This is a genomic window from Micromonospora sp. NPDC023869, from assembly GCF_055559695.1.
In genome coordinates, this window is sequence record NZ_JBVHKD010000007.1 from 90,654 (window position 1) to 116,063 (window position 25,410).

General features: G+C 73.9%; 24 protein-coding genes, 1 pseudogene and 1 riboswitch. Of the genes and pseudogenes, 6 read left to right on the forward strand and 19 right to left on the reverse strand.

Translation table 11 applies throughout. The annotated features are described in order from the left end of the window. Positions 1 to 4 precede the first annotated feature (4 nt). Both ACZ31C_RS20130 and ACZ31C_RS20135 read right to left on the reverse strand, forming a co-directional pair. Entirely contained in the window at positions 5 to 1,192 is a 1,188-nt protein-coding gene (locus ACZ31C_RS20130; protein ID WP_465796606.1) for an alcohol dehydrogenase catalytic domain-containing protein, read from the reverse strand. Next, positions 1,189 to 1,632, reverse strand: coding sequence for a hypothetical protein (locus ACZ31C_RS20135; protein WP_465796607.1), 444 nt, complete (start codon positions 1,630 to 1,632; stop codon positions 1,189 to 1,191). The genes ACZ31C_RS20130 and ACZ31C_RS20135 overlap by 4 nt, the downstream gene beginning before the upstream one ends. Positions 1,633 to 1,830: 198 nt before the next feature. Here ACZ31C_RS20135 and ACZ31C_RS20140 point away from each other — a divergent pair, with 198 nt between their 5' ends. Then, a complete protein-coding gene (locus tag ACZ31C_RS20140) occupies positions 1,831 to 4,680 on the forward strand; it encodes a winged helix-turn-helix domain-containing protein (RefSeq protein ID WP_465796608.1) in 2,850 nt (949 codons plus the stop codon). Positions 4,681 to 4,745: 65 nt separating this feature from the next. Here the strand turns inward: ACZ31C_RS20140 and ACZ31C_RS20145 are convergent, their stop codons facing one another. From ACZ31C_RS20145 to ACZ31C_RS20160, 4 genes are all read right to left on the reverse strand, one after another. Further along, positions 4,746 to 5,291, reverse strand: coding sequence for a DsbA family protein (locus ACZ31C_RS20145; protein ID WP_449951773.1), 546 nt, complete (start codon positions 5,289 to 5,291; stop codon positions 4,746 to 4,748). Between the two features lie 80 nt (positions 5,292 to 5,371). Beyond that, positions 5,372 to 6,061: a BON domain-containing protein gene (locus ACZ31C_RS20150; protein WP_396750406.1), complete on the reverse strand. Its 690-nt coding sequence runs from the start codon at positions 6,059 to 6,061 to the stop codon at positions 5,372 to 5,374. Positions 6,062 to 6,284: 223 nt separating this feature from the next. After that, entirely contained in the window at positions 6,285 to 6,677 is a 393-nt protein-coding gene (locus ACZ31C_RS20155; RefSeq protein ID WP_396750404.1) for a hypothetical protein, read from the reverse strand. A 181-nt stretch (positions 6,678 to 6,858) separates the two neighbouring features. Then, positions 6,859 to 7,008, reverse strand: a complete 150-nt coding sequence (locus ACZ31C_RS20160) for a hypothetical protein (RefSeq protein WP_465796609.1) — start codon at positions 7,006 to 7,008, stop codon at positions 6,859 to 6,861. Between the two features lie 338 nt (positions 7,009 to 7,346). On the opposite strand from ACZ31C_RS20160, the gene ACZ31C_RS20165 reads away from it, so the two are divergent. Continuing rightward, complete coding sequence (locus ACZ31C_RS20165; RefSeq protein WP_131054395.1) at positions 7,347 to 7,712, forward strand: STAS domain-containing protein; 366 nt, start codon at positions 7,347 to 7,349, stop codon at positions 7,710 to 7,712. Positions 7,713 to 7,715: 3 nt separating this feature from the next. Here the strand turns inward: ACZ31C_RS20165 and surE are convergent, their stop codons facing one another. From surE to ACZ31C_RS20195, 6 genes are all read right to left on the reverse strand, one after another. Continuing rightward, entirely contained in the window at positions 7,716 to 8,540 is an 825-nt protein-coding gene (gene surE, locus ACZ31C_RS20170; protein ID WP_465796610.1) for a 5'/3'-nucleotidase SurE, read from the reverse strand. After that, positions 8,537 to 9,502 (reverse strand): 1-phosphofructokinase family hexose kinase, encoded by a 966-nt coding sequence (locus tag ACZ31C_RS20175; protein WP_396750544.1) that lies wholly within the window; start codon positions 9,500 to 9,502, stop codon positions 8,537 to 8,539. Before ACZ31C_RS20175 ends, surE begins: the two co-directional genes overlap by 4 nt. A 235-nt stretch (positions 9,503 to 9,737) precedes the next feature. Beyond that, the gene (locus ACZ31C_RS20180; RefSeq protein ID WP_465796611.1) at positions 9,738 to 10,820 is read right to left on the reverse strand and encodes a coiled-coil domain-containing protein; all 1,083 of its coding nucleotides are present in this window, start codon (positions 10,818 to 10,820) and stop codon (positions 9,738 to 9,740) included. A gap of 4 nt (positions 10,821 to 10,824) precedes the next feature. Then, a riboswitch (cyclic di-AMP (ydaO/yuaA leader) is annotated at positions 10,825 to 10,957 on the reverse strand. A 151-nt stretch (positions 10,958 to 11,108) separates the two neighbouring features. Then, entirely contained in the window at positions 11,109 to 12,026 is a 918-nt protein-coding gene (locus ACZ31C_RS20185) for a cation diffusion facilitator family transporter (RefSeq protein ID WP_465796612.1), read from the reverse strand. Between the two features lie 66 nt (positions 12,027 to 12,092). After that, positions 12,093 to 14,207, reverse strand: a complete 2,115-nt coding sequence (locus tag ACZ31C_RS20190; protein WP_465796769.1) for a HelD family protein — start codon at positions 14,205 to 14,207, stop codon at positions 12,093 to 12,095. A gap of 80 nt (positions 14,208 to 14,287) precedes the next feature. Continuing rightward, complete coding sequence (locus ACZ31C_RS20195) at positions 14,288 to 15,232, reverse strand: alpha/beta fold hydrolase (protein ID WP_465796613.1); 945 nt, start codon at positions 15,230 to 15,232, stop codon at positions 14,288 to 14,290. Positions 15,233 to 15,380: 148 nt separating this feature from the next. On the opposite strand from ACZ31C_RS20195, the gene ACZ31C_RS20200 reads away from it, so the two are divergent. After that, positions 15,381 to 16,025, forward strand: a complete 645-nt coding sequence (locus tag ACZ31C_RS20200) for a carbonic anhydrase (protein WP_465796614.1) — start codon at positions 15,381 to 15,383, stop codon at positions 16,023 to 16,025. A gap of 192 nt (positions 16,026 to 16,217) precedes the next feature. Here ACZ31C_RS20200 and ACZ31C_RS20205 read toward each other — a convergent pair whose 3' ends face one another. Further along, entirely contained in the window at positions 16,218 to 16,547 is a 330-nt protein-coding gene (locus ACZ31C_RS20205) for a hypothetical protein (RefSeq protein WP_117229745.1), read from the reverse strand. A gap of 314 nt (positions 16,548 to 16,861) precedes the next feature. Between ACZ31C_RS20205 and ACZ31C_RS20210 the strand changes: the two genes are divergently transcribed. Further along, positions 16,862 to 17,353: a DUF3145 domain-containing protein gene (locus ACZ31C_RS20210; protein ID WP_396750392.1), complete on the forward strand. Its 492-nt coding sequence runs from the start codon at positions 16,862 to 16,864 to the stop codon at positions 17,351 to 17,353. A 97-nt stretch (positions 17,354 to 17,450) separates the two neighbouring features. After that, positions 17,451 to 19,181, forward strand: coding sequence for a glycoside hydrolase family 3 protein (locus ACZ31C_RS20215; RefSeq protein WP_465796770.1), 1,731 nt, complete (start codon positions 17,451 to 17,453; stop codon positions 19,179 to 19,181). Between the two features lie 84 nt (positions 19,182 to 19,265). Here ACZ31C_RS20215 and fabF read toward each other — a convergent pair whose 3' ends face one another. The 5 genes and pseudogenes from fabF to ACZ31C_RS20240 all read right to left on the reverse strand — a co-directional run bounded on the left by fabF (position 19,266) and on the right by ACZ31C_RS20240 (position 24,142). Further along, positions 19,266 to 20,492: a beta-ketoacyl-ACP synthase II gene (gene fabF / locus ACZ31C_RS20220; RefSeq protein WP_465796615.1), complete on the reverse strand. Its 1,227-nt coding sequence runs from the start codon at positions 20,490 to 20,492 to the stop codon at positions 19,266 to 19,268. A gap of 2 nt (positions 20,493 to 20,494) precedes the next feature. Next, complete coding sequence (locus ACZ31C_RS20225; RefSeq protein ID WP_053653162.1) at positions 20,495 to 20,734, reverse strand: acyl carrier protein; 240 nt, start codon at positions 20,732 to 20,734, stop codon at positions 20,495 to 20,497. Between the two features lie 83 nt (positions 20,735 to 20,817). Continuing rightward, positions 20,818 to 21,762: a beta-ketoacyl-ACP synthase III gene (locus ACZ31C_RS20230; RefSeq protein ID WP_396750388.1), complete on the reverse strand. Its 945-nt coding sequence runs from the start codon at positions 21,760 to 21,762 to the stop codon at positions 20,818 to 20,820. A 73-nt stretch (positions 21,763 to 21,835) separates the two neighbouring features. Further along, positions 21,836 to 22,753: pseudogene (locus ACZ31C_RS20235) on the reverse strand (ACP S-malonyltransferase); the annotation flags it as partial. Between the two features lie 78 nt (positions 22,754 to 22,831). Continuing rightward, positions 22,832 to 24,142 carry a PucR family transcriptional regulator gene (locus ACZ31C_RS20240; RefSeq protein WP_396750386.1) on the reverse strand — a complete coding sequence of 437 codons (1,311 nt, stop codon included), beginning with the start codon at positions 24,140 to 24,142 and terminating at the stop codon, positions 22,832 to 22,834. Between the two features lie 101 nt (positions 24,143 to 24,243). Between ACZ31C_RS20240 and ACZ31C_RS20245 the strand changes: the two genes are divergently transcribed. Continuing rightward, positions 24,244 to 24,600 (forward strand): hypothetical protein, encoded by a 357-nt coding sequence (locus tag ACZ31C_RS20245; protein ID WP_465796616.1) that lies wholly within the window; start codon positions 24,244 to 24,246, stop codon positions 24,598 to 24,600. A 63-nt stretch (positions 24,601 to 24,663) separates the two neighbouring features. On the opposite strand, the gene ACZ31C_RS20250 is transcribed toward ACZ31C_RS20245, so the two are convergent. Continuing rightward, positions 24,664 to 25,308, reverse strand: a complete 645-nt coding sequence (locus ACZ31C_RS20250) for a hypothetical protein (protein WP_396750382.1) — start codon at positions 25,306 to 25,308, stop codon at positions 24,664 to 24,666. Between the last annotated feature and the right edge of the window lie 102 nt (positions 25,309 to 25,410).

Consider the following 25,410-nt stretch of genomic DNA (forward strand, 5'->3'; position numbering starts at 1 on the left):
GATGTCATCCACCAGGCCGACCGTCGATCGATAGCGGCTCGTGCGGGGTGAACACGGCCCGCAGACAGTCGTCGGGGCGGTCGCGGAACAGCGCGTACCCCTGGGCCGCCCGCTCCAGCGGGAAGTGGTGCGTGGCCAGGTGTTCGGTCCGCAGTTCGTCGCGGGCCATCCGGTCCAGCAGCATCGGGATGTAGCGCTGGCCGTGCTGGCGCGCTCCGCGCACGGTGAGCCCCTTGTGCACCACCGCGCCGGTCGGGAACGCGTCGACGAGGCGCGCGCCGCCGTTGAGCACGAAGACCGTGCCGCCCTTGCGGCAGGCGTGCACCGCCTCGCGCAGCGCCTCGGGCGCGCGGCGGCGTCCGGTGAAACGCTCCGCCAGGGACCGGGGTTCCTCGGCCGCGCCGCCGACCGCCTCCACACAGACGTCCGGCCCCCGTCCGCCGCTGAGGTCGCGCAGTTCCGCCAGCACGTCGGTGTGGCGCAGGTCGAGGGTTTCCGCGCCGGTGTGCTGCCGGGCCATCAGCAGCCGGCCGGGGTGCCGGTCGACGACCACCACCCGGTCGGCGCCGAGCAACCCGGCCGCCCGGGCGGTCAGTTGCCCCACCGCCCCGGCGCCCCAGACGGCCACCACGTCCCCGGGGCGGACCGCGCCCAGGTCGGCGCCCATCCAGCCGGCCGGGGCGGCGTCCGAGGCGAACAGGGCCCGGTCGTCGCCGACGGACTCCGGCACGGTGAACGCCCCGACGTCGGCGTACGGCACCCGCACGTACTCGGCGTGGCTGCCGGCGAAGCCTCCGGCGGCCCGGGGCTGGCCGAAGCAGCCGGCCACCGGGTGCCCCCACTCCGCCTCCCCGGCGGCCGGCTCGGTGCTGCCGTTGTCGCAGCAGGCCGGCAGCCCGCGCCGGCAGTACCAGCAGGCACCGCAGGCCACCGAGGCGCAGACCACCACCCGGTCGCCGACCCGGTGGCGGCGGACCGCCGGACCCACCTCCAGCACGTCGCCGAGGAACTCGTGGCCGAGCACGTCGCCAGCGGACAGGCCGGGTGTCCGCCCGGCGAGCAGCGACAGGTCGGCGCCGCAGGTGGCGCTGCGGCGTACCCGGACGATCATGTCCTGGTCGTTGCGCAGCTCCGGGTCCGGGACCTGGCGCACGGCCAGGTCCCCGCCGGAGGTCCAACACAGCGCCCTCATCCCGACGGGCGCGCCGGTCGGTCGGTGGACGGACGGTCGGCGCGCAACACCTCACCGGCCTCGACAAGCTGCTTGACCTGCCACAACGCCTGGCGCACCAGGAGCTTCGGGTCGTCGCCGACCAGGTGGGCGGCGAACCCTGGCGGGGTGGCGTGGGGCCGTGGTCGGGCGGCCAGTTCGACGCCCCGGTCGCCGGGCGCGGCGCGCAGCGTGACGTCGACCGCGCCGTCGAGCCGACGCAGCGGCTCGGGCCAGCCGCGTGCCGGCAGGACCTCCTCCGCCGGGCGGTCGACGGTCACCACCTGCCAGCGCCCGGTGTGGGCGCCGTCGGGTCCCCGGCGGCGTGTGGCCCACCGGCGGGCGACCACCGACCGGGCGGTACGCGCCGCCGCCCCACCGAGGACGCCGGCCACCGCGACGACCGTCCTGACCCGTCCCACTCGCACCTCCGGATCCGTGTCCGCCCCGATCGTCCGGATCGGCGGCCATCGGCGGCCCCGACCAGCGGACGGGAACCTCTCCACGGTCGCCCGGGGTCAGGTGAACCCGACTCGCCCCGAAGGGGTGAACCGCTGCCGGTGGGGTAACCGCCCGCCGCAGGACCGGGGGAGGGATACGCGTCCGTGGGGGTGGGCCGGATGCCGGATGACCGCAGCACCGTACGGACCGCCGGGGCGGTCGGCGCACCGGCCGGCCCGCCCCTGCTGGCGTCGCGGCTGACGCCTGCCGTGCTGCCGAGACCGGTGGTGCTGCGTCCCCGGCTGGCCCGACTGCTGGACGCGGGGGTGGCGTCCCCGGTCACGCTGGTCCGTGCGCCCGCCGGGTGGGGCAAGACCACGCTGCTCGCGTCGTGGCGGCAGGCCGTGACCGAGGCCGACCCGGACGCCCCGGCACCGGCCTGGATCTCGGTGGAGGCGGGCGACGACAGCGACCGCCTCTGGTCGTACCTGGCGGCGGCGCTGCGATCGGTCGCGGACCCGGGTGGGGACCCGGCCGCGACCCCGATGCCCGACCGCGCCCCGCGCCCGGACGAGCTGGAGGTGCTCGCCGCCGCCCTGGCCGCCCGGGAGCGACCCGTGGTGCTGATCCTGGACGACCTGCACCGCGTCACCGATCCGGCCGCCCTGGCAGGGCTGGAGTTCCTGCTGCGGCACACCGAGCAGCGGTTGCGGGTGGTGGCGGCCGGGCGGGCCGGCCTGCCGTTGGCGGTGCACCGGCTACGGCTGGCCGGTGAACTGACCGAGATCGGTCCGGGTGACCTGGCCTTCACCGCCGACGAGGTGGCCGACCTGCTGACCGCGCACGGGGTGGCGGTGCCGGCCGCCGCCGTCGAGCGGCTGCGCGGACGTACCGAGGGCTGGGCGGCGGCCCTGCGGATCACCGCGCTCGCGCTGCACGGGCAGCCGGACCCGGACCGGTGGATCACCCAGCTCGGCGCGGACCAGCCGGAGATCGCCGGCTACCTGCGCGAGGAAGTGCTCGCCGGGCTGGAGGCGGCGGATCGGGACCTGCTGCGCCGCGCGGCGGTCACCGACACCGTCTGCGCCGGGCTGGCGGTGGCGCTGACCGGCGACACCGACGCGGAGGGGCGGCTCGGCGCGCTCGCCGAGGACGTCGGGCTGCTGCACCCCGACGGTGGCCGTCCGGTCTGGTACAGGTGCCATCCGCTCCTGGCCGACCTGCTGCACCGCGAACTGGCCCGGTTGCCCGCCGAGGAACAGCGTGACCTGCACCTGCGGGCGGCGGTTTGGTATGCCGGCAACAGCCGACCGGCCGACGCGCTGCGGCACGCGCTCGTCGGCGGCGACTGGACGAGGGCGACCGACCTGTTCGTGACCGGCTGGCCGGAGTTGGCGTACGACCGGGGTGGCCCGACCGGGCCGGTGCCCGCGCCGCCCCCGGCGGAGGCGGTGTCGCGGGACCCGGAACTGGCGCTGGCCTGCGCCGCTCAGCGGGCCCTCGACGGCGACGCCGACGCCGCGCACCAGCACCTACGGCTGGCCGCCGGGCACGCCCGCGCCCTGCCGGAACCGCGCCGCAGCCGGTTCGCCCGGCTGGTCGCCGCCGTCGAACTCACCCTGGCCCGGCTGGCCGGCGACCCCGATGCGGTACGCGCCACCGCCGCCCGCCTGCTCGCCACCCGCCCCGCCGTCGCATCGCCCGCCGTCGCATCGCCTGCCGTCGCGGAGCCCACCGCCGTCGCGGAGCCCACCGCCGTCGCGGAGCCCACCGCCGTGCAGGCCACTGCGGGGCGGCACGCCCTCGTCGCTCCGGACGGGGGCGCGACGGCCCGCGCCGACGACCCACGGGCCGGCACCGGGGACGACGCCGACGTGCGGGCGGTGGCCGGTACCGCCTCGGCCCTGCTCGCCCTCGACGCCGGTGACCTGGCCGGTGCGGCGAGCGGGTTCGCGGCGGCGCTGGCGGCGGCGCGGTCGGCCGGTCGGCCGCGCACCGAACTGGTCTGCGCCAGCCGGTGGGCCCTGCTCGCGGCGCTGCGCGGCGAGCTGCGCGCGGCCGAGGAGGCGGCCCGCGCGGCGCTGGCCCTGCCGCCCTGCCAGGGCTGGTCGGCGCAGCTCGACTGCGGGTACGCCTATCTGGCGTTGGCGCTGGTGGCGCTGCATCGGGACCAGCCCGCGGAGGCCGAGGCGAACCTGACCCTGGCGGCACCGGCGAACGAGGAGGCGGCGGCCGGCGCGGTGGCGGTCTGGTGCCGGGCGTACCTGCGCGGCGACGAGGGTGACCTCGCGGTGGCCCACCGGCTGCTGGTGGAGGCCCGAAGCCGTTGGTCCGGCCGGGGCGGCGAGCTGGATGCGCGGCTGCGGGCGGCCGAGGCGGACCTGCACAGCGCCCGGGGTGACGTGCCGACGGCCCGGGACCTGGCCAACGGCCACCCGAGCACGCCCGCGCCCCCGCTGGCGGTGGCCGCCGCCCGGGTCGAGCTGCGGGCCGGTGACCTGCGCGCCGCCGCCCGCCTGCTGCCGGACTGGTCGGCGTCGTCGTCGGCCGACTGGCCGCTGCCGGTACGCCTGGACGCCGCGCTGCTCGACGCGGTGCTCGCGGCCCGGAGCGGGGACGGGCGGCGGGCCGGCCGGACGGTGGAGCAGGCGCTCGACCTGGCGGCCCCGGACGGGTACCGGCGGCCGTTCACCCGGGCCGAGCCGGGCCTGCGGGATTTGCTCGCCGCCCACCTGGACTCCGGCACGGCGCACTGGCCGACGGTCAGTGACCTGGTCCGTGCCGTCGAGGTGCCGGACGGGCGGGGTCCGGTCGGCGCGTCGTCGGCGGCACTCGACGAGCCGTTGACCGAGCGGGAGCTGACCATCCTGCGGTACCTGCAGAGCATCCTGTCCAACGTCGAGATCGCGGCCGAGCTGTCCGTCTCGGTCAACACCGTCAAGACGCACGTCCGCAACATCTATCGCAAGCTGGACGCGACCCGCCGTCGGGACGCGGTACGCCGGGCCCGCCAACTGCGTCTCATCTGATCCGGGTGCGCGACAGTGGCGGGTGAGGTGCTCACCCGCCACCGTCGCCACCGCCCGGCCGCTGGTCAGCCGGCGGCGTCGTCGACCACGGTCAGGAGGGTGCCCGGGTCGACGTCGCCGTCGTGGCGGTCGCCGTTGACGAACAGGGTGGGGCTGGCGTCCACGCCGCTGCGGATCGCGCCGACGAAGTCCTGCCGGATACGGTCACCACCGGCGTGCCGCCCGATCTCCGCGTCCACCTCGTCGACCGGCAGGCCGAGCTGCTCGATGCCGAGCGTCAGGTGCACCGGGTCGAGCTGGTCCTGGTGCTCGTAGAGCCAGTCGTGCATCTCCCAGAACCGTCCGCGCCGACCGGCGGCCTCCGCCGCCTCGGCGGCCCGCTCCGCGTAGGGGTGGATGTTGGCGATGGGGAAGTGTCGGTAGACGAGGCGGACGGTGTCGGCCCGCTGCCGCTGGACCTCCTGGAGGTTGCGGTGGGCCGTCCCGCAGAACGGGCACTGGAAGTCGCCGTACTCGACGATCGTCACCGGCGCGTCCACCGGGCCCCGGACGTGGTCGTGCTCCGTGACGGGTGTGCGGAGCCGCGCAGTGACCTGCAATGGCGTGGTCAGCCGATCGGTCATACCCGCCAGTCTGCTGTCCGGCCGGGTGAGGCGGGGTCACCCGGCCGGGGTGGTCGGGCCGGGACGGCTCAGCCCAGCACCGGGGCCACCGCGATGTGGTTGCGCACCTCGCGGATGCCGGGAGCGGACCAGACGACCCGTTCGACCTCGGCGCGCTCGGGCATCGAGTGCACCAACCCGCCCAGCAGCACCGTGTCGCCGTGTACGCGTACCGTCACCTGCTCGGCCTCGGTGGCCTGGTTGCGGGCCAGCGCGTCGACGATCCGCTGGGCCAGCACGGCGCCGTCGGGGCGTACCGAGGGCCGGACGACGAGACCGTCGCTGACCCCGCGTACGCCGCCGAGCCCGGCGACCGCCTGCTGGGCGGCCCGGCGCTGGTACTCCCACTCGACCTCGCCGTGCAGGGTGACCCAGCCCTGCGAGACCGTCACGTCGATCTGCTCGACCGGCACGAACGCGTGCCACTGGAGGGCGTGCGTCACGGCGGCGGCGATCTCCGGGTCGGTACGCTCCGCGCCGGTGGCCGTGTGCACGGCGAGGTCGTTGGCGACGGCCCGGACCTGGGCCACCCGGTGGGCGGCCCGTTCCGCCGCCCACTTCTTGGCGTAGCCGTCCACCCGTCCGGTCAGGGTCACCACGCCCTCCGCGACGCTCACCCCGATCTCGTGCGGCCGGACCCGGGGCTCCCAGTCGAGTTCGTCCAGCACCGCGGTCCGGATGTGCTCGTCGGTGCGCTGGATCGTCGAGATGCCGACCATCTCCTCGCTCCTCTCGCGGCGGCGGCTGCGGACCGGAACCGGTCCGCCGGGACCGAGCCTGGTCGAGGAGCGGGTGATCCGGCCTCACCCGCGTCGGGCGAGACGCCGCATACAGATGTTCGGGCGAGACGACAGATGTTCGGGCGAGACGCCGCGCACAGATGTAAGGAAGGGTCCCCTGCTATGCACGAGGCGTTAGCAGGGGACCCTTCCTTACATGCCGTCAGGTCAGTGGACCGGCGGGGGAGTCCGGGCGCTCGACGTCCACGAACTCGATGTCGTCGGCGGCCCGGTCCCGGCTGCCGGCGGCCCGCGCGGCGCTGCCGGCGGCCCAGCCGATCGCGGCGCCGACCAGGGCCGCGCCGATCAGCAGGGTCCAGGGCAGCGCGGGACGGCGTCCGGCGAGCGCGTCGAAGGCCACGCTGGCCCGGTGCCGCGCCTCCTCGGCCGCCGATCCGACCAGGTCACCGGCGTCGTCGGCGAAACCGGCCGAGGTGTGCCGCGCCGAGCGGGCGGCGTCCCGGATGCTGTCACCCGCCGAGACGAGGTGTTGCCACGCCTGGTCCGTGATCTGTTCCGGCTTGCTGCGACGGTCCAGCAGGTTGCTTCCGAACATGTGGTTCCCTCCTCGACAGTGCCGAAGCCGGTGGCCGGGCAGACCTCGGACGTCGGCGGTTCGCCACCGAGGCTGTGCCCCGCCGGACGCCACCGCAAACACCGTGCCCGCGTGGTCGGTGCCGGCCGCGTGGACGTCGCCCGCGCACCGGGCGCCGGGTGTCGCCGGCCGGCGTACCGGATCACCCCTGGGACACCACCGCGACGAACGCCGCGCGGGCGAAGTCGTCGTCGTCATCGTCGTCGTCATCGCCCCCGCCGCCGAACCCGCAGGCGAGCAGGAGGGCGAGCAGGGCGCTGACACCGGCCAGACCGGCAAGCCTGCGAAGCATCGCGTCGTCCCTTCGTCGTGGTCGTCATCGGTGATGCTAGGCACACTCCGCCACCGGCACCGGCTGGTCGCAGGTCAGGCCGTCGGCCGGCGGGGGCACGCCGGGGTCCCGGATATCGGACGGGCGAGCCGCGGCCCGCTACCCTGGTTCGTCGGTGCGAGCCTCGGCTTGCTCCGAGTGATAGGACGTAATAAGTCCGGATATGGGCGATTTGACGCGCCGATGTCCGCGAATTGCTCATCCCGAGGGGTGGCGACCGAGGCCGTCGGAGGAATACTCTCGGTCGCGGCCCGCGTACTGATGAGGCGCCCGTCGTACGGGCGAGTGGAGGTGCTCGCGTGAGCCTGTCGATCCTGCAGACGGTTCGGCCCGGTGGTGTCATCGAGATCGCCCCTCGGGGCGAGATCGACGTCGACACCGCGTACGAGGTGAAAGAGGCCATCGCCGAAGTGCTGGCCAAGGGGCGGCCGGCCCGGATCGAGCTCAACATGCGGCTGGTCACCTTCATCGACTCGGTGGGCATCAGCGCGATGGTCGCCGGCTTCCAGACGGCTGAGGTCAGTGGCGTCAAGCTGATCGTCACCGAACCCAGTCGGTTCGTGCACCGACAGCTCTGGGTGACCGGGCTGCTCGGTCTCTTCGGCGCGCCGGAGCCGTACTACGCCGGTGCCGCCGCCACTCCCGAGGTCCTTCCTGGCGGCTGACCGTCAGTCGCCGTCGAGACCGGACAGGTTCACGTCCGACACCTCGGTGACGGCGCGGACCGCCGTCACCGAGGCGTACCCATCGGCGAGCCATGCCAGGTCGGTCCCGGGCTGCACCGCCTGACCGGGCTCCTCCAGTGCGGTCCGCACGAAACCGTGGCCGGCCTCGGCGACGGTCATCTGCACCTGACCGAAGGTGGCCAGCCCCGCCCGGCGTACGCCGCGCAGCCGGTCCAGCGGCACGTCCGGCGAGTTGACGTTGAGCACGCTCTCCACCGGACCGGCGGTCAGCCGGGGGAGCAGGTCCAGGGCCACGTGAGCGGCGGTGGCCCAGTTCCGTTCGGCGTCGCGTACCCGGGCCGCGGCGGCCACCGCGGCACCTCCGCTGACGGCGGTCGCCTCCCCGACGGAGAGCACGTCCAGTGACACCGCCAACGCCCGGCAGCCGTTGGCGGCTGCGGTGAACGCCGCACCCACCGTGCCGGAGTGCAACACCGCCCGGCCCGCGTTCGCCCCCCGGTTGATGCCGGAGAGCAGCACCGACGGCGGCGGCCCGAACGCGCCGTGCACGGCGATCAACGCGATGAAGCCGGGTGAGCCGCCGACCCCGAAGGCCGGTACCCCGGCCAGATCCGGCAGCGGATGCTCACGGACCACCACCTGCCCGTCCTGCTCCACGGCACTCATCGCGGCGCTGGTGCCGCTCGCCTCCTCCAACGGTGCCGCGACCACCACGTCCAGCCCTCGGTCGACCGCCGCCCGGGCCAGCGCATGGATGCCCGGCGCGGCGATCCCGTCGTCGTTGGTGATCAACACTCGCAGGGTCATGCGCCACCCACCCGGTGGGCCAACTCGTCGGGGGTGGTGCGTTCCTGCCGGCGGACGCCGGCCGGCTCCAGGCGTACCCGGTCCACCAGGCCGGTGATCGAGTCCAGCCGCCCGGTGCCCAGCCCGTGCCGGGTGACGTTCAGCGCGCCGGCCGCCGCGCCGGTCCGGATCGCGGTGCGTACGTCACCGCCGCGCGCCACCACGGCGGCCACGCTGGCGGTCATCGAGTCTCCCGCACCGCGCGGGTCGGCCGCCTCCAGGCGGGGCATCTGCACCTCGAAGACCTCGCCGTCGACGAGGGCCAGCGCCGGCTTGTCGGCACGGCTGACCACCACGTTCTCGGCGCCGGTGGCGTGCAGCTCGTACATCGCCCGGGTGAGCTGCTCCTCGTCGTCGTCGGCCGCGCGGCCGTCGGCGATCAGCTCCTCGTGGCTGACCTTGACGAAGAACACCCCGCTGTCCAGCACGGCGGTGAGGTGGTCGCCGCAGAGGTCCACCACCACCCGGCTGCCGTTCGCGCCGAGGTCGGCGGCGAAGCGCCGGTAGAGGTCGGCGGGGACCAGCGACGGGTCGTTCGGGCCGCTCAGGATGCTCACCGCCGCCCGCAGCCCCTCGCCCAGCGACAGGTTGTAGAGCTCGTCCAACTCGTGTCGACTCAGCGGCTGCCCGGTCACGTCGACGATCTCCTGCCGGGTGCCCTCGCGGCGGTCGTGCACGTACCCGCCGCTGCCGCCGGAGTCCCGGGCCACCACCTTGAGGTCGACGCCCTCGCTGACCAGCAGGGGCTCCAGCACCTGCCCGATCTCGCCGCCGAGCGCGGTGCAGAGCACCACGTCGACGCCGTGCGACAGCACCATCCGGGCCTGCCAGACGCCCTGACCGCCGGGGTGCAGGTGCAGCTCCGGAGTCTCGTTGGGCTGGTCGATCGTGACCGTGAGCAGTGGGGTCGGCGCGAAGACCATCACATGTCCGGTCGCCGCGCTCACGACGCACCGTCGCACTGGGTCCGCTGCGGTCCGCTCATAACCGTTCCTCCCGGTCGCCACGAAATGTCCGCTTCGATGTCGACGGTAACCAAGGTGGCCGCAGAGCGCGCGGCGACGGGCGGGGCGGAACCGAGGCAGCCGCCTCGGAGTGCGGGAACGACGACGCCGGGTGGACCACCCGCGAGGGCGGCCACCCGGCGTGCCGTGTGGATCAGTACACCGACAGGTGCACGTGGTTGGTGTGGTCGCTGGACGGGTCGCCCCGCGCGCCGCTGTACGTCCGCCAGCCGCTGCTCGGCAGCCAGATCTGCTTGTACCAGATCACGTAGAGCACGGCGAGACGGTCGGCGTTGTTGACGTAGAACGCCGCCAGGTTGTTGCCGTACGTCCGGTCGCCGCCGGTGGCGACCCCGCCGAAACCGTTCTTCTGCGCCGCGAAGTCGCAGGCCCGACCCTTCGGGTGCTCACCCGAGCCGCCCGCGCGGTAGCAGGAGACGTACCGGGTGAAGCCGGCCGCCTTGGCCTGGTTGAGCGCGTGCAGGGTGCGGGGCGTGATGCAGCCGTTGGCCGGGGTGGGATCGTTGACGCTGCACGACTCGGCCGGCCAGGAGCCGTTGGAGTTGCGCGGTGCCGGCTTGGCGGTGGCGCTGCTGGAACCGCCGCCACGTGCCGGGGTCCGGTTGGCCCGCTCCTGTGCCGCAGCCCGCTCGGCCCGCTCGGCGCGCTCCTCGGCCACGGTCAGCGAGCGCTCGGCCTGCTCCTTGCGCTTGGCCATCACGGCCACCTGCTTGCGCTGCTCCTGCACCTCGACGTCGAGGGCCTGCTTGGTCTTGCTGACCTCGTCCCGGGTGGTCCGCAGGTCCCGCAGCGCGCGTTCCTCGTTGGCCGCCACCGCGTCCAGCGCCGCCGCACGGTCCATGAAGCCGGCCGGGGAACCGCTGTTGAGCAGCGCCGACGCGGCACCGAGCCGGCCGCCGCGATACGCCTGCGCGGCGATCTCGGCTACCTTGTCGCTGCGTTCGGTGAGCTGACCCTCGGTCGTGGTGAGCTGCTCGGCCAGCTTCTTCTGCCGGACGACCGAGCGGTCCAGGGCGGTCTTGGCGTCGAGGTAGCCCTTGCTGGCCGCCTCCAACTGGGCGCGCAGCGCCGGTGTGCCGCCCTCGTCGCCGACGTCACCGGGGGCTGCGGAGGCAGCGCTGAACGGAGCGAGCGCGGCGCCCAGGGCGAGGGCGAGCCCCGCAGCGATCAGGGCCGCCGTACGGGCGGCCGGTCTCACGGTTGCCACTGCTGGCATGCACATGTCCTTCCGTCAGCCGCCGACCGGGTTAGCTGACGGGTTCGGGACGGAAGATCCCTACCGCTGGACGCGGATGCACCCCTGGAACATGGTTCCCCGGTTCGCCCTGGCGGGCGATTAGGCGGCGGTCACCGCCGGCACCGTCGAGTGCCGCCTGGCGGAGACCGGGTCCGAGCCTACCGGTGCTGGTGGGGCTGGTGCAGCCGGTGTGACTCCTGGTGTTCCCCTGATCACCAGTAAACCAGACAAATGGGATTATTGTTGCCTTTCGCATTCCTCGTCCCGCTACCACTCCACCGTCCCACAGGCACCTGCGCTCGTCCCGGGCTCGATCTGCAACGTGGCGTGCGCGATGTCGAAGTCCTCGCGCAGTGCCGTACGGGCCGCGCGGAGCACCGTGCCGACCTCGACGCCCTCGGCGGTGGTCAGGTGGGCCGAGGCCACCTCCATCCCGGAGGTGAGCGTCCAGACGTGCAGGTCGTGGACGCCGGCCACGCCGGGCACCGCGGCCAGCCGGTCATGCACCGCAGTGACCTGGAGGTGCTCCGGGGCGGCCTGCACCAGGATGCGGACCGCCGCCCGGCCCAGACGCCAGGTACGCGGCAGGATGAACGCGCCGATCGCGACCGCCACCAGCGGGTCCGCCCACCACCAGCCGGTCAGCGCGATCAGCGCCGCCGCCGCGATCACCCCCAGCGAGCCGAGCAGGTCGGCCAGCACCTCCAGGTACGCCCCGCGCAGGTTGATGCTCTCCCGTGCCCCGGGTCGCAGCAGCGCGAACGCGACCAGGTTGGCGAGTAGGCCGAGCGTGGCCACCACCAGCACCGGCCCGGTACGCACCTCCGGTGGGTCGCCGAACCGGCGTACCGCCTCCACCAGCACGTAACCGGCGACGCCGACGAGCAGCACGGCGTTGGCCAACGCGGCGAGCACCTCCAGCCGATAGAGGCCGAAGGTGCGCTGTGGATGCGTGTCCACGCGTCGGGTGGCGGTCACCGCCGCGAGCGCCATCCCGATGCCGAGCACGTCGGTGAACATGTGCCCGGCGTCGGAGAGCAGAGCCAGCGAGCCGGTCCACAGAGCGGTCACCGCCTCCACCACCATCAGGACGGCGAGCAGCACGAACGCCGCCCACAGCCGGCCGGAGTGGCGGTGTGCGGCGTTCGACACCGAAGCGTGGTGGTGGTCGTGGCCCGCGCCCACGCAGACACCTTGCGTGCTGCGCCCCGCCGGGGACGGATCTATGCCGACATTGCTATATGTGCGCGCTCAGCCGGTCGGGTCGATCGTGGTCAGCCGCTGGGTGGCCCGGGACAGGGCGACGTAGAGCGTACGCACGCCGGAGCCCGGATCGGCACGGATCTCACCGGGGGCGACCAGCACCACGCCGTCGTACTCCATGCCCTTGGCCTCCAGGCTGGTCACCACCTGGAGGCGCTCGCCGCCGAGCCCGCCCAGCCAGGCCGCGACCTCGTCCCGGCGCGGCACCGGCGTGATCACCCCGACGGTGCCCTCGACCTCGCCGAGCAGCGCGCTCGCGGCGGTCAGCACGCTGGTCTCCAGCTCCGCCGCCGGCACCACCAGTGCCACCGGGTCGACCCCGGTGGTCCGCACCGCGGTGGGCAGGGCCAGGTCCGGGTACGCCCGCCGGATCTCGGCCGCCGCCACCGCGAAGATCTCCGCCGAGTTGCGGTAGTTGGTGGTGAGCGTGAACCGGTGCCGCCGACGACGACCCAACGCCTGGTCCCGGGCCCGGGACAGCTCCTGCGGATCCCCCGTCCACGCGGTCTGGGCCGGGTCACCCACCACCGTCCACGAGGCCAACCGACCGCGCCGGCCGATCATCCGCCACTGCATCGGTGACACGTCCTGCGACTCGTCCACCACCACGTGCGCGTAGTCGCGGTAGTCCTCGGGCCGCTCCCGGGCCGCCTGGCGGGCGGCCCGCTGCCGGTCGGCGTACGTGCTCAGCTCGCGTACCCCGCCGGCGAGCTGAAACGGGTCGCGCTTCGCGCGGGCCGGACGCACCGGCTTGCCGAGCAGCGCGTCCAGCTCGTCGAGCAGCGCCACGTCGGCGACGGTCGGCCCCTCGGCGCCCAGCCCCCGGTACGCCTGCTCCAGCAGCCGGATCTCGGCCCGGGACAGCAGCCCGGCGGCGTACCGGCGCAGCCGCTCCGGATCGGCCAGCCAGCCGAGCACGTGCCGGGGATGCAGCCGGGGCCACCACGCCTTGAGGAAGTCCCGGAAGTCCGTCCGGTCGATCAGCTCGTCCTCGAAGGCCCGCTGCTCGGGCAGCCGGGCGATGCCCAACCGGCGGGCCTGCGCCCAGAGCGCCGCCAGGACACCGTCGAAGCCGGCCCGGCGTACCTCGTTGCGTCGCGCGCCCCGGGCCAACGCCCGGTCCCGGATGGCGTCCAGCTCGGCCCGCTCCAGCCGCAGCAACTGCCCCCGGTAGAGCAGCCGCAGCTCGGCCGGGGAGTCGGGTACGCCGTCCCGGGCCGCCCGCTCCAGCAACCGGCGCATCCGCAGCGACCCCTTGACCGCGGCCACCTCGACCGGGTCGGTGCGGGTGGCGACCAGTCCGGGGAAGAGGGTGCCCAGCGAGTGCAGGGTGGCGGTCTCCTCACCCAGGGACGGCAGCACCGAGGCGATGTACTCGACGAAGACCGAGGAGGGGCCGACCACCAGGATGCCGCCCCCGGCGTACCGGCTGCGGTCGGAGTAGAGCAGGTACGCGGCACGGTGCAGCGCCACCGCCGTCTTGCCGGTGCCCGGCCCGCCCGAGACCAGCGTCACCCCGGAACCGGGGGAGCGGATCGCCTCGTCCTGCTCGCGCTGGATGGTCGCCACGATGTCGCGCATGCCCCGACCGGTGGTCCGGGACAGGTTGGCCAGCAGCGCGCCGTCGCCGACCACTGCCATCTCCGCCGGTGCGGCGTCCGGGTCGAGCAGGTCGTCCTCGATCCGGGTGACCCGCTCCCGGCTGGACTGGATCGTCCGGCGGCGTACCACGCCGAGCGGCTCGGCCGGGGTGGCCTGATAGAACGGGGCGGCGGCCGGGGCACGCCAGTCGACCACCAGCGTCGCGGCGTCCTCGTCGCGGATGCCCAGCCGTCCGACGTGGAACACCTGCCCGTCGCGCAGGTCCAGACGGCCGAAGACCAGCCCCTCGTACTCGGCGTCGAGCACGTGACGGCGCTGCGCGGCGTGGAACACCATCGCGTCCCGCTCCACCAGCGCGCCGAAGTTGCCGACCCGGGCCAGCCGGTAGCCGTCCCGCTCGGCACGGACCGCCGCCCGGCGCAGCTCGGCCAGTCGTGCGTACACCCGGTCGAGATGCCGCTGCTCGACGGCGATCTCCTGGTCCAGGGTGCTCTGGTCCACCGCTTCGTTCTCCTCGTCACCCGGCCCGGCCAACCGCACGAGATTACGCCCCACCTCGCGGGCGTGCGGAGGCACCGGGCCTAGCGGCGGCGGGTGCGGCCGGCGGCGGCCCGACCACCGGCGCGGCGGGCGTCGGCGAGCACCTGACGCAGCACGCCGGAGAGGGCCGCGGTGACCTCCTCGGGACGCTCCATCATCAACATGTGCCCGGCGCCGGGGCAGACGGTCAGCTCGGTGGCGGGCAGCGCGGCGGCGATCGACTCCGCGCACGGAGGCGGGGTGAGCCGGTCCCGGTCCCCGACCAACGCCGCCGCCGGCAGATCCGCCAGCGTGGCCAACGTCTCCAGCCGGTGCTGGGCGCCGAAGGAGGCCCGGAACCCGCCGATCGAGCGCAGCGAGGCGCGCGCCACCGCCGAGGTGACCAGGCGGATGTCGGTCGGGTCGCAGCGGTCGCCGAAAAGCATCCAGCGGATGCTGGGGCGGAGCGCGCGCAACAGGGCCCGGGGCGGACGCCAGGCCCCGCAACGGGCGAGCACTCCCGCCCCGGTGGTCTCGGCCAGCCGGATGATCCGGGCGATCCGGGGCGACAACCCGTAGACCGTGTGCGTGTGCCCCTCGGCGGTGGTCGAGACGAAGACCAGCCCGGCCACCCGGCGGGCGAAGTGCCCGGGGTGCCGGTGCGCGTACTCCATGATCGTCATCCCGCCCATGGAGTGCCCGACCAGCACCACCCGTCCGGTCGGTACCACCGTGTCCAGCACTGCGGCCAGGTCGTCGCCGAGCTGGGCCAGCGTCGCCGTGGGCAGCGTCATGCAGCTGGACCGACCGTGGCCACGTGCGTCGTAACTGACCACCCGTACCGACCGGTACGCCTTGCGCAGCGCCGTCACCTGCCGGTGCCAACTGCGCGCGTCAAGCGTCCAGCCGTGTAGCAGCACCGCCGTGACCTCGGCGTCCGCCGGGCCGTCGGTGTCCACGTGCAGGCTCACGTCGTCGCCCAGTCGCACCTCGACCGGATCTGGCATCGCCACCTCCCCAGGCACACGCGGATGCGTAACACCGGGGATACCCGGTGGTAACACCGGCTACCCGTCATGAGACCACGCGAATCGGGGTGCTGAGAAGATCCCGGAACCGGTGACGTCGGCGGGACGATCCGGCCAAGCTGAGACCATGGCGATGCCACGGACGGCCGATCCACGACCGGACGACCGGGCGGCCGGCGGGACCCCACGCGCCGCGCTGGCCGAACTGCTCGCCGGCAACCGGCGCTTCGTCAGCGGCCAGCCGGTGCACGGACACGACGTCACCGCCGCCGCCGCGAGCGCCTCCGGCGACCAGCAGCCGTACGCCGTCCTGCTCGGCTGCATCGACTCGCGGGTACCGCTCGAAGCGATCTTCGACCAGACCTTCGGCTCGATCTGCGTCATCCGCACGGGCGGCCACGTGCTGGACCGCGCGGTCCTCGGCTCGATCGAGTACGTCGTGGACGTGCTGGGCGTACCACTGGTGATGGTGCTCGGGCACGAACGCTGCGGCGCGGTGGCCGCGACGGTCGACACGCTGCGTACCGGTCGACGCCCGGCCGGGGCCCTGGCCCACCTGATCGACCGGATCGCGCCCGCGGTGACCGAGGTGGGGCTGGACGACCCGCAGGTGCAGCCCCTGGCCGTACGCCGTCACGTCCGGCGCACCGTCACCACCCTGCGCGCCGACCCGCTCCTGGCACCCGCGGTCGCCTCCGGCCGGGTCGCGGTGACCGGCGCGCTCTACACCCTCACCACCGGCGAGGTCTCCCTCCTGCCTCCCACGCCTTGACTGCGGGTGCCCTGGCCCCGCTGTCGGGCCTGTCGCGCGCGATCATGGAGTTGTGGAACGCGTTTAGGTGCGATATGAGGGTCTTTGTCGCCGCCACAACTCCATGATCGGCGGGGTGGGGCGGGTGGAGACGCGCGAACGCCCGCCGGGTGAGCCCGGCGGGCGTTCGTGGTGGTGCGGGTGGGGCGGTGCTCAGCCCTCGAAGACGCCGGCCTCGACCAGGCGCTTCTCGGTGGCGTCCCAGCCGTCGCCCGGGTGGGCGGCGTTGAGACCGTTGATCTCCGCCCGGATCTTGGTGGCGTGCCCGGCGGCGGCCAGCACCCGGATCTCCTCGACGAAGGCCTCGGAGTCGGTACGCAGGTGCGCGGTCTTGCCGTTGGTGAGGTTCCGCACGTAGGCGTGCTTGCCGCCGTTGAGCGGGATCAGGTACTTGAACTCGCCCAGCACGCTGAGTGCGCCACCCTGGCCAGCCTGGCCGGCCCGGACTGACGCGCGCGCGGTCTTAGAGGTGTTGCTCGCCACGGAGGTACTCCTTGCAAGACGTACGGAGGACGGGGAAACGTCCGGGGGCTGATGCGGGCGGTACCGAATGGGTGACCCGCAGAGGCTGTACGCGGCACAGGCCGCCGATGGAACTGTACACGAGCCACGATCCCGGCTGGTCACCGCGGCGTCACGAGGTGGAACCGCAGTCACCTGTCCGGGTATTCCGACCGGCGGATTTCCCGATTCGCTGGCGCACCATCCGTCACAGGAGTCATCATGTGTTCCAGCAACGTACCCGGTCCGGGTCGAGGTCGTAGGGGAAGACGCACCTCGCTCTCCGGGAGGTCACCGTGCCAACGCGTGGCGTCGTATACGTCCATTCGACCCCGCTCGCCGTGTGTTCACACGTCGAGTGGGCGATCGCGCGCGTCCTTGTCGCGCCGGTCAACCTGCAATGGACGGCTCAACCCGTCGATCCCGGCGCCCGCCGGGCCGAGTGCGGGTGGTCCGGTCGCCCGGGGACGGGCGCCGAACTGGCTGCTGCCCTCCGGCAGTGGCCCATGATCCGTTTCGAGGTGACCGAGGAACCCAGTCCGGGCGCCGACGGCGAGCGTTTCATGTACGTGCCGGGACGCGGGCTGTTCCGGGCCACGGTCGGTGCCGCCGGTGACATCCAGCTCGGCGAGGACCGGCTGCGCAGCATCATGGCCGCCGCGCGGGGACCGGAGGCGCTCGCGCACGCGCTGGACAAGGCGCTCGGCACCGCCTGGGACGCCGAGCTGGAGCCGTACCGCTACGCCGGTGACGGCGCGCCGGTGACCCTGCTCACCCGGGTCGGCTGAGCGGCCGGACCCGAGGCCCGCCACCTCCGGGGGCGTACCGGCACGCCCGTCCACTGGTTGACGGTCGAGTTGCCCCGATACGCGGTGAGCTGGTGGACTGGGCCGCGTGTCGACTACCCCTCGGCGCGTCGTCGCCGCGTTCGTCGCCGTGACCGCGTTACTCGTCACCGGCTGTTCGGGAGCCGGGCAGCGACCGGGGGCCGCCCCGTCGTCGGCCCCGGCGACAGAACCGGCGCCCCCGTCGAGCGCACCGCCGGACGACCCGGCCACCCGGGCCGCCGCGCTGGTCGCCGAACTCGCCGACGAGGACCTGGTCGGCCAGGTGCTGATGCCGTACGCCTACGGCGACCAGGCCACCAAGGTCTCGGCCGGCTCAGCCGCCGGCAACCGGAACCTCGGCGGCGTGGACACCCCGGCCGAGATGATCGAGAAGTACCGGCTCGGTGGCCTGATCCTGGTCGGTTTCAGCGCCGACGACCCCACCCAGGGCAACCAGCCGACCACCAACGTCGACAACCCGAAGCAGGTCCGCCAGCTCACCACCGGCCTGCGGGAGGCCGCCGACAAGCTGCCCGCCGGCACGGCGCCGTTCCTGATCGGCACCGACCAGGAGTACGGCGTGGTCACCCGGATCACCGACGGGGTGACCATGCTGCCCAGCGCGCTCGCCGCCGGTGCCGCCGACGATCCGGCGTTGACCGAGGCCGCCTGGCGGGCCGCCGGCACCGAGCTGGCCGCGATGGGGATCAACCTCGACTTCGCGCCGGTCGCCGACGTGCTGGTCAAGCGCAGCACGGTGATCGGGTCCCGGTCGTTCGGCGCGGACCCGACCCGCGCTGCCGGACAGGTCGGCGGTGCGGTCCGGGGGCTTCAGGCGTCCGGTGTCGCGGCCACCGTCAAGCACTTCCCCGGGCACGGGCACAGCGCCGTCGACTCGCACGAGGACCTGCCGGTGCTCACGCAGTCGCGCAAGAAGCTCGCCGCCGAGGCATGGCCCCCGTTCAGCGCCGGCATCGAGGCGGGCGCCCTGGCCGTGATGTCCGCCCACCTCGACGTGGCGGAGATCGATCCGGGAGTGGCCGCCACCTTCTCCCGCAAACTGCTCACCGACGTGCTGCGCGGCGAACTCGGATTCCAGGGCGTGGTCATCACCGACGGGATGAACATGCCGCCGGCCCGCCGCTGGGGGCCGGGTGAGGCGGCGGTACGCGCCCTCAAGGCCGGTAACGACCTGATCCTCATGCCGCCGCACGTCGGTCAGGCGTACGACGGGCTGCTGACGGCGCTGCGGGACGGCTCGCTGCCCCGGGCCCGACTGGTGGAGGCGGCCACCCGCGTACTGACCATGAAACTGACTCTGGCCGACAAGCCGGTGCTGGAGATGTCCACGTTGCGGGCTCCGGCGCATCTCGAGGCCGCCGGTGACCTGGCCGCCGCCGCGGTGACCGTGTTGAAGGGCCGGTGCGACACCAGCGGGGTCAAGGGCCCGGTCACCGTCACCTCCTCCGGCGGGCGGGCGCACACCCGGACCGCGCTGACCGAGGCACTCACCGCCGCCGGGGTCGAGGTGGTGCCCAGCGGCGGCACGGTCGTGCACCTCGTCGGGTACGGCGACGGGGCCGGCGACCTGCGCTCCGGAGCCGCCGTCACCGTCGCCATGGACACCCCGTACGTGCTGGCGCAGGCGAACTCGCCGACGCTGCTGGCCACGTACTCGTCGAGCCGGGCCTCGATGACGGCGCTCGCCGACGTACTCGCCGGCAAGGCCGCCCCGCGCGGACGGTCCCCGGTGAAGGTCTCCGGACTGCCCGCCACCACCTGCGGCTGACCCGCCGACGACCGGCCGGAACACGCCTCGGCCCCGCCGACGCGTGGTGCGTCGGCGGGGCCGGGGCGGTGCTGCCGGGGTGGCTCAGGCCCGGGTGAAGACGAGCGCCACGTTGTGACCGCCGAAGCCGAACGAGTTGTTCAGCGCGGCGGGGATGTCCATGTGGCGGGCCTTGCCGGCGGCGACATCGAGGTCGAGGCCGTCGTCCGGGTCGTCCAGGTTGATCGTCGGCGGCACCACGCTGTCGCGGATCGCCAGGATCGTGGCGATCGACTCCAGCGCACCGGCCGCGCCGAGCAGGTGCCCGGACATCGACTTGGTGGCGGTCAGCACCGGGTGGTCGCCGAGTGCCGCGTGCAGTGCCTTGATTTCGGCGATGTCGCCCACCGGGGTGGACGTGGCGTGGGCGTTGACGTGGCTGATGTCGGCCCGCTCCACGTCCGCGTCGGCGATCGCCTTCGCGATGGCCCGGATCGCGCCGGCGCCCTCCGGGTGCGGCTGGACGATGTCGTAGCCGTCGGAGGTGATACCGGTACCGGCCAGCCGCGCGTACACCCGGGCGCCCCGGGCGGCGGCGTGCTCGGCGCGCTCCAGCACCACGATGCCGGCGCCCTCGCCGAGGACGAAGCCGTCCCGGCCCTTGTCCCACGGCCGGGAGGCCCGCTCGGGCTCGTCGTTGCGGGTCGACATGGCCCGCATCGAGGCGAAACCGGCGATCGGCAGCGCGTGGATCACCGCTTCGGTGCCACCGGCCACCACCACGTCGGCCCGACCGGCCCGGATCATGTCCAGACCCAGCGCGATCGCCTCCGCGCCGGTCGCGCAGGCACTGGCCACCGAGTGCACACCGGCCTGGGCGCCGAGTTCCAGACCCACCCACGCGGCGGGACCGTTGGGCATCAGCATGGGCACGGTGTGCGGGGAGACCCGCCGGGGACCGGACGCCTCCAGGATGTCGTCCTGGTTGAGCAGGGTGACCGCGCCACCGATACCGGAGCCGATGCTGACCCCGATCCGTTCCGGGTCCGCTCCGGCGTCGACCAGGCCGGCGTCGGCCCAAGCCTGGTGGGCGGCGATCAACGCGATCGCCTCGGAGCGGTCCAGCCGGCGCAGCTTCACCCGGTCCAGGACGGTGGAGGGATCGACCGCCAGTTGGGCGGCGATCCGGACCGGCAACTGACCGGCCCACTCCTGGGTGAGCGCACTCACCCCGGAGCGGCCGGCGAGCATGGCGTCCCAGGTCGACGCGACGTCCCCGCCCAGCGGGGTGGTCGCGCCGAGCCCGGTGACGACGACGTCAGGACGACTCATGATCAGGACTGCGCCTCGATGTAGCTCACGGCGTCCCCGACCGTCTTGAGGTTCTGGACCTCGTTGTCCGGGATCTTGACGCCGAACTTCTCCTCGGCCGCCACCACGACCTCCACCATGGAGAGCGAGTCGACGTCCAGGTCGTCGGTGAAGGACTTCCCCTCGGCCACGTCGTCCGGGTTCACCCCGGCAACCTCTTCGAGGATCTCGGCGAGGCCGGTGGTGATCTCGTCACGGGTCATTGCGGTGGGTTCCTCTCATCGGAATTTCTCGACGGGCGGCGACGCCGTCCGTCACACCTCTGCGCCTGCGCGCCGAGGGGGTCTCAGGGGCAGCGGACGACCTGACCGGCGTAGGTCAGGCCACCGCCGAAACCGAACAGCAGCACCGGCGCGCCGGAGGGCACCTCGCGGCGCTCCACCAGCTTCGACAGGGCCAGCGGGATGCTGGCCGCCGAGGTGTTGCCGGACTCGATCAGGTCCTTCGCGATGATCGCCTGCGGGATCTTCAGCCGCTTCGCGATGCCGTCGATGATCCGCGTGTTGGCCTGGTGCGGAACGAACGCGGCCAGCTCCGACGGGTCGACCCCGGCCCGCTCGCAAGCCTGTAGGGCCAGCGGCGCCAGGGCGGTGGTGGCCCAGCGGAACACCGTCTGACCCTCCTGCGCGACGTACGGGCGCCAGCCCTCGATGCGTACCGCGTCGCCGCGTTCCGGCACCGAGCCCCAGACCACCGGGCCGATACCGGCCGGCTCGCCCTCGGGTGCGGCGGTGACCACCGCGGCGCCCGCCCCGTCGCCGAAGATGATGCAGGTGGAACGGTCGTTCCAGTCGATGAAGTCGGACAGCTTCTCCGCGCCGATCACGATGGCGTTGCGGCTGGCACCGGCGCGGACCGCGTGGTCCACGGTGCCCAGCGCGTACGCGAACCCGGAGCAGGCCGTGTTCAGGTCGAACGCCCCCGGGGCGTCGATGCCCAGCTTGGCCGCGACCCGGCAGGCCACGTTCGGGCTGCGGTCGATCGAGGTGCAGGTCGCCACCACGACCAGGTCGATGTCGGAGGCGGTCAGCCCCGAGTTGGCCAGCGCCTTGTCCGCGGCGGCGGCGGCCATGTCGGCGACCGTCTCGTCACCGGCGATCCGCCGGCTGGCGATGCCGACCCGGTCCCGGATCCACGCGTCGTTGGTCTCCACCAACTGGGCGATCTCGTCGTTGGTCACCACCCGGGACGGCTGGTAGTGCCCCAGGGACAGGATGCGACTGCCGCTCATGACGAGCCCTTCCTACGGTCGATCTCGGCACGGGAGTCGGACGGACTGAGGCGGACGGCGCTCACGCCTGCCCTCCGGCGACGCGGGCGATCAGGTCGCGGGCGGCGGGCAGCTTGTCCGGGGTGTTCAGGGTCACGATCTCCGGCAGGCCGGGGCCCTTGAGCTCGCGCTTGACCAGGCCGGAGAGCGTACCGGCGGGCGGCAGCTCGATCACGCCGGTCACCCCGAGGTCGGCGAGGGTGGCCATGCACAGGTCCCAGCGGACCGGGGCGGTGACCTGCCGGACCAGCCGCTGGAGCATCTCCGCGCCCTGTCCGACGGCGGTGCCGTCGAGGTTGGAGAGCAGGATCCGCGTCGGGTCGGCGGTGGTGACGTCGGCCGCCACCGTGGCCAGCGCCGCCTCCGCAGGAGCCATGTACGGGGTGTGGAAGGCACCCGCCACCTGGAGCCGGATGACCCGCGCCTGGGCCGGCGGCTCGGCGGCCAGCTTCTCCAGGTCGTCGACCGCACCGGCGGCGACGACCTGCCCGGCGCCGTTGCGGTTCGCGGCGTGCAGCCCGTGCCCCTCGATCGCGGCGAGCACCTCGTCCGGATCGCCGCCGAGGACCGCAGCCATGCCGGTCGGTTTCAGCGCGCAGGCGGCGGCCATCTCCCGGCCGCGTACCCCAGCGAGGGAGATCGCGGCGTCCGCCGGCAGCGCGCCGGCCAGCGCCGCCGCACCGAGCTCGCCGACGCTGTGCCCGGCGGTCAGCGCCACGTCCTGCATCGGCAGGTGTTCGGCGGCGAGCAGGGCCGCGGCCACCAGCAGCGGCTGGGTGCGGGCGGTGTCCCGGATCTCGTCGGCGTCGGCCTCGGTGCCCAGGTGCACCAGGTCGACGCCGGCCAGCGCGGACCAGTGACGCAACCGCGCCTCGGCGCCGGGCAGGTCGAGCCAGGGAGTCAGGAAGCCGGGTTTCTGAGAACCCTGGCCGGGGCAGAGTACGGCGAGCACGTCTATGACTCTCCCGGATACCCACCGGTTGCGCTGTGCCGACCGGTACCAAACCGCACTAGGACCTTTGGAGAGATCCTACAAAGATTGGTGCTGATCATCGCCGACCTGTGATCTTTTACCGGTCGGTGGGGCCAATGTCGGGGTCGGCACCACCGGATCCAACCGACCCACGGTCAGCGCCACCCGCAACGCGAAGGCGTCCCGGGGCGACAACGGACTGAACCCGGTGACGTCGGAGATCCGCCGTAGCCGGTAACGCACCGTGTTCGGGTGCACGAACAGGGCCCGGGCCGCGCTCTCCAGCGTGCCGCCCGCGGCGAAGAAGGCGTCCAGCGTCTCCAGCAGCTCACCGCCGGCCCGCACCAGCACCGCGTACACGTCGTGCCGCAGCCGCCGCCGGGCCTCCGCGTCGCCGGCCAGGGACCGTTCGGGCAGCAGGTCACCGGCGTAGACCGGCCGGGGCGCGGCCGGCCACGCCGGGGCCGCCCGGTAACCGGCCAACGCGGCCCGGGCCGACTCGGTGGCCTCGTCCAGGCTCGGCACCGAGGGGCCGACGACCACCGGGCCGTCACCGAAGGCGGAGAGCAGCTCGGCGGTGGCCGCCACCGGGTCCGCCGCCCCACCCAGCACGATCACCAGACGGTCACCGTGCACACCGCCGATCACCTCGACCCCGACCCGCCGGGCCTGCCGGTAGACGGTGTGCAGCACGGCGGCGACCTCGCCGCCGGGGGAGGGGCCGACCGCCACCGCGACCGGCGGCGCGTCCGTCCAGCCGAGCGCGGCGGCCCGGCTGGCCAGCACGTCCGGGGAGTCGCCCCGCAGCAACGCGTCGACCAGCAGGGCCTGGAGGCGGGCGTCCCACGAACCGCGCGACTCGGCGGCCCGGGCGTACACCCGGGCCGCGGCAAAGGCGATCTCCCGGGAGTAGCGCAGCACCGCCTCGCGCAACTGCGCCGCCTCGCCCGGGGCGGCCAGGTCGTCGACCTGCTCCTCGACCACGTCGATGGTCACCTTGATCAGGGCGACGGTCTGCTGGAGGGTGATCGACCGGGCCAGCGCCTGCGGCGCGGTGGCGAACACCTCGTCGGAGACCTCCTGGGTGCCCTTGTTGGGGCCGCCGTCGGAGCGCAACCACTGCACCAGGGAGCGCGCGCCGGCCTGCGCCACCAGCATGACCCAGGACCGCTGGTCGGCGGGTAGTTCCCGGAACCAGGGCAGGGTGTCGTCCATCCGGGCCACGCTGTCGGTGGCCAGCGCACCGGCGGCCCGCTCGATCCGGCGCAGCGTTGCCGACAGGTCCGTCCCGCCCGACTCGCTCACCCGCCTAGCCTGACATGTCCTGAGCTGGACCTCGCCGGCAGGCGTCGGCGGGACCGACAGCACCCACCCGGTACGCGCTGCACGGGCCGTCGGGGCCGGCCAGTACGGTAACGAGGCACGTCGGGTGGGCACCGGCGGGTGAGGGCGAGCGTGAGGAGACACCGATGGCGCACGGGGAGGCTGAGCACGGCTGCGCCCAGGGAGAACCTTGCCGACCGGGGTCGCACGAGCAGCCGTTCCCCGCCAAACACCACCGCCGGCTCATCGGTCTGGTCCACCCGGGCGAAGCCGCGCCGGGACGGTCGGCCGAGCGTCTCGAGGAGGACGTCGCTCCGGTACGCCCGCGCCCCGTCGACCCCGTGGTGCCGCGTCAGCGTACGGGCGAGACCGCCGTGCCGGAGCCGGTCACCGGCGGCTGTCGCAGCGACCTGCCCGGCTGGGCCGGCGCCCACCGGCACGGCCCGGTCCGCCCGGCCCTGCGGTCGGTACGCCGGGAACGGCCCCCGCGCCGCTGGTGCTGAGGCGCACCCGGGTCCGGTCGTGCTGGTGCTGAGGCTTCGGTCCGGCGGTGCTGGTGCGGAGGTTCAGCGGGTCCGGCGGCGGACCAGCAGCGCGATCCCGGCCAGCCCGAGGGTGATCACCAGCATCACCGCGACGTTCAGCAGGAGCAGGCGGCGCAGATCGCTGAAGGCCTCGTTGATGTCCTGAGCGGGGTTGAGCGCGTCCTCCGGAATGATCCGTTCGCCGCCACCGACTCCGCCGCTGACCGCCTCGTAGGTCCGCTCCAGCGGCACCCCGACGGTGCGCAGCGTCTCCGACATGGTCATCCGCCCGAGGAACCAGGCCGCGGTGGTCTTGCGGGCGTCCGGCTGCTTGGCCGGCCGATAGACGCGCGGTCCGCCGACGGCCTTCGGATAGAGGTCGTAGGTCTGCTTCGGAGTGTCACCGGCCAGCACCACCACGGTGTACTTCGGACCGAGGTCGGCCTTTTTGGGCGCGCTCGCCCGCGCCAGGGATCGGCTCACCTGGTCGATGACGGCGGTCACCTGCTCCGGGCTGGTGTCGTGGCGCAGGCGCAACGGCTCGGCCAACCCGTCTCCGGTGATGTCGACGCCGGCCGGCGGCGCCTTCGGCGCGGCCTTGGCCGGCTCGACGAAGGCCAGCGACAACAACACCGCGGCGACTCCACCGACCGCTATCGTGGCCAGTCGCCTCATCCGTCGGACCATGCCGCCTCCTCGCCCCGTCGATGGTCGGCTGTGCTGCAGGGGTCACGCGTTGGAGGGCCGACGGCGGTGACCGTGCCCACAGGACGGGTACCCACCACAAAG

Coding starts and splice junctions, on each gene's coding strand:
- ACZ31C_RS20130 (WP_465796606.1), bottom strand. CDS start 1,192: ATGAGGGCGCTGTGTTGGACCTCCGGCGGGGACCTGGCCGTGCGCCAG.
- ACZ31C_RS20140 (WP_465796608.1), top strand. CDS start 1,831: ATGCCGGATGACCGCAGCACCGTACGGACCGCCGGGGCGGTCGGCGCA.
- ACZ31C_RS20150 (WP_396750406.1), bottom strand. CDS start 6,061: ATGGTCGGCATCTCGACGATCCAGCGCACCGACGAGCACATCCGGACC.
- ACZ31C_RS20155 (WP_396750404.1), bottom strand. CDS start 6,677: ATGTTCGGAAGCAACCTGCTGGACCGTCGCAGCAAGCCGGAACAGATC.
- ACZ31C_RS20160 (WP_465796609.1), bottom strand. CDS start 7,008: ATGCTTCGCAGGCTTGCCGGTCTGGCCGGTGTCAGCGCCCTGCTCGCC.
- surE (WP_465796610.1), bottom strand. CDS start 8,540: ATGACCCTGCGAGTGTTGATCACCAACGACGACGGGATCGCCGCGCCG.
- ACZ31C_RS20175 (WP_396750544.1), bottom strand. CDS start 9,502: ATGGTCTTCGCGCCGACCCCACTGCTCACGGTCACGATCGACCAGCCC.
- ACZ31C_RS20180 (WP_465796611.1), bottom strand. CDS start 10,820: ATGCCAGCAGTGGCAACCGTGAGACCGGCCGCCCGTACGGCGGCCCTG.
- ACZ31C_RS20195 (WP_465796613.1), bottom strand. CDS start 15,232: ATGCCAGATCCGGTCGAGGTGCGACTGGGCGACGACGTGAGCCTGCAC.
- ACZ31C_RS20200 (WP_465796614.1), top strand. CDS start 15,381: ATGGCGATGCCACGGACGGCCGATCCACGACCGGACGACCGGGCGGCC.
- fabF (WP_465796615.1), bottom strand. CDS start 20,492: ATGAGTCGTCCTGACGTCGTCGTCACCGGGCTCGGCGCGACCACCCCG.
- ACZ31C_RS20225 (WP_053653162.1), bottom strand. CDS start 20,734: ATGACCCGTGACGAGATCACCACCGGCCTCGCCGAGATCCTCGAAGAG.
- ACZ31C_RS20230 (WP_396750388.1), bottom strand. CDS start 21,762: ATGAGCGGCAGTCGCATCCTGTCCCTGGGGCACTACCAGCCGTCCCGG.
- ACZ31C_RS20245 (WP_465796616.1), top strand. CDS start 24,244: ATGGCGCACGGGGAGGCTGAGCACGGCTGCGCCCAGGGAGAACCTTGC.
- ACZ31C_RS20250 (WP_396750382.1), bottom strand. CDS start 25,308: ATGGTCCGACGGATGAGGCGACTGGCCACGATAGCGGTCGGTGGAGTC.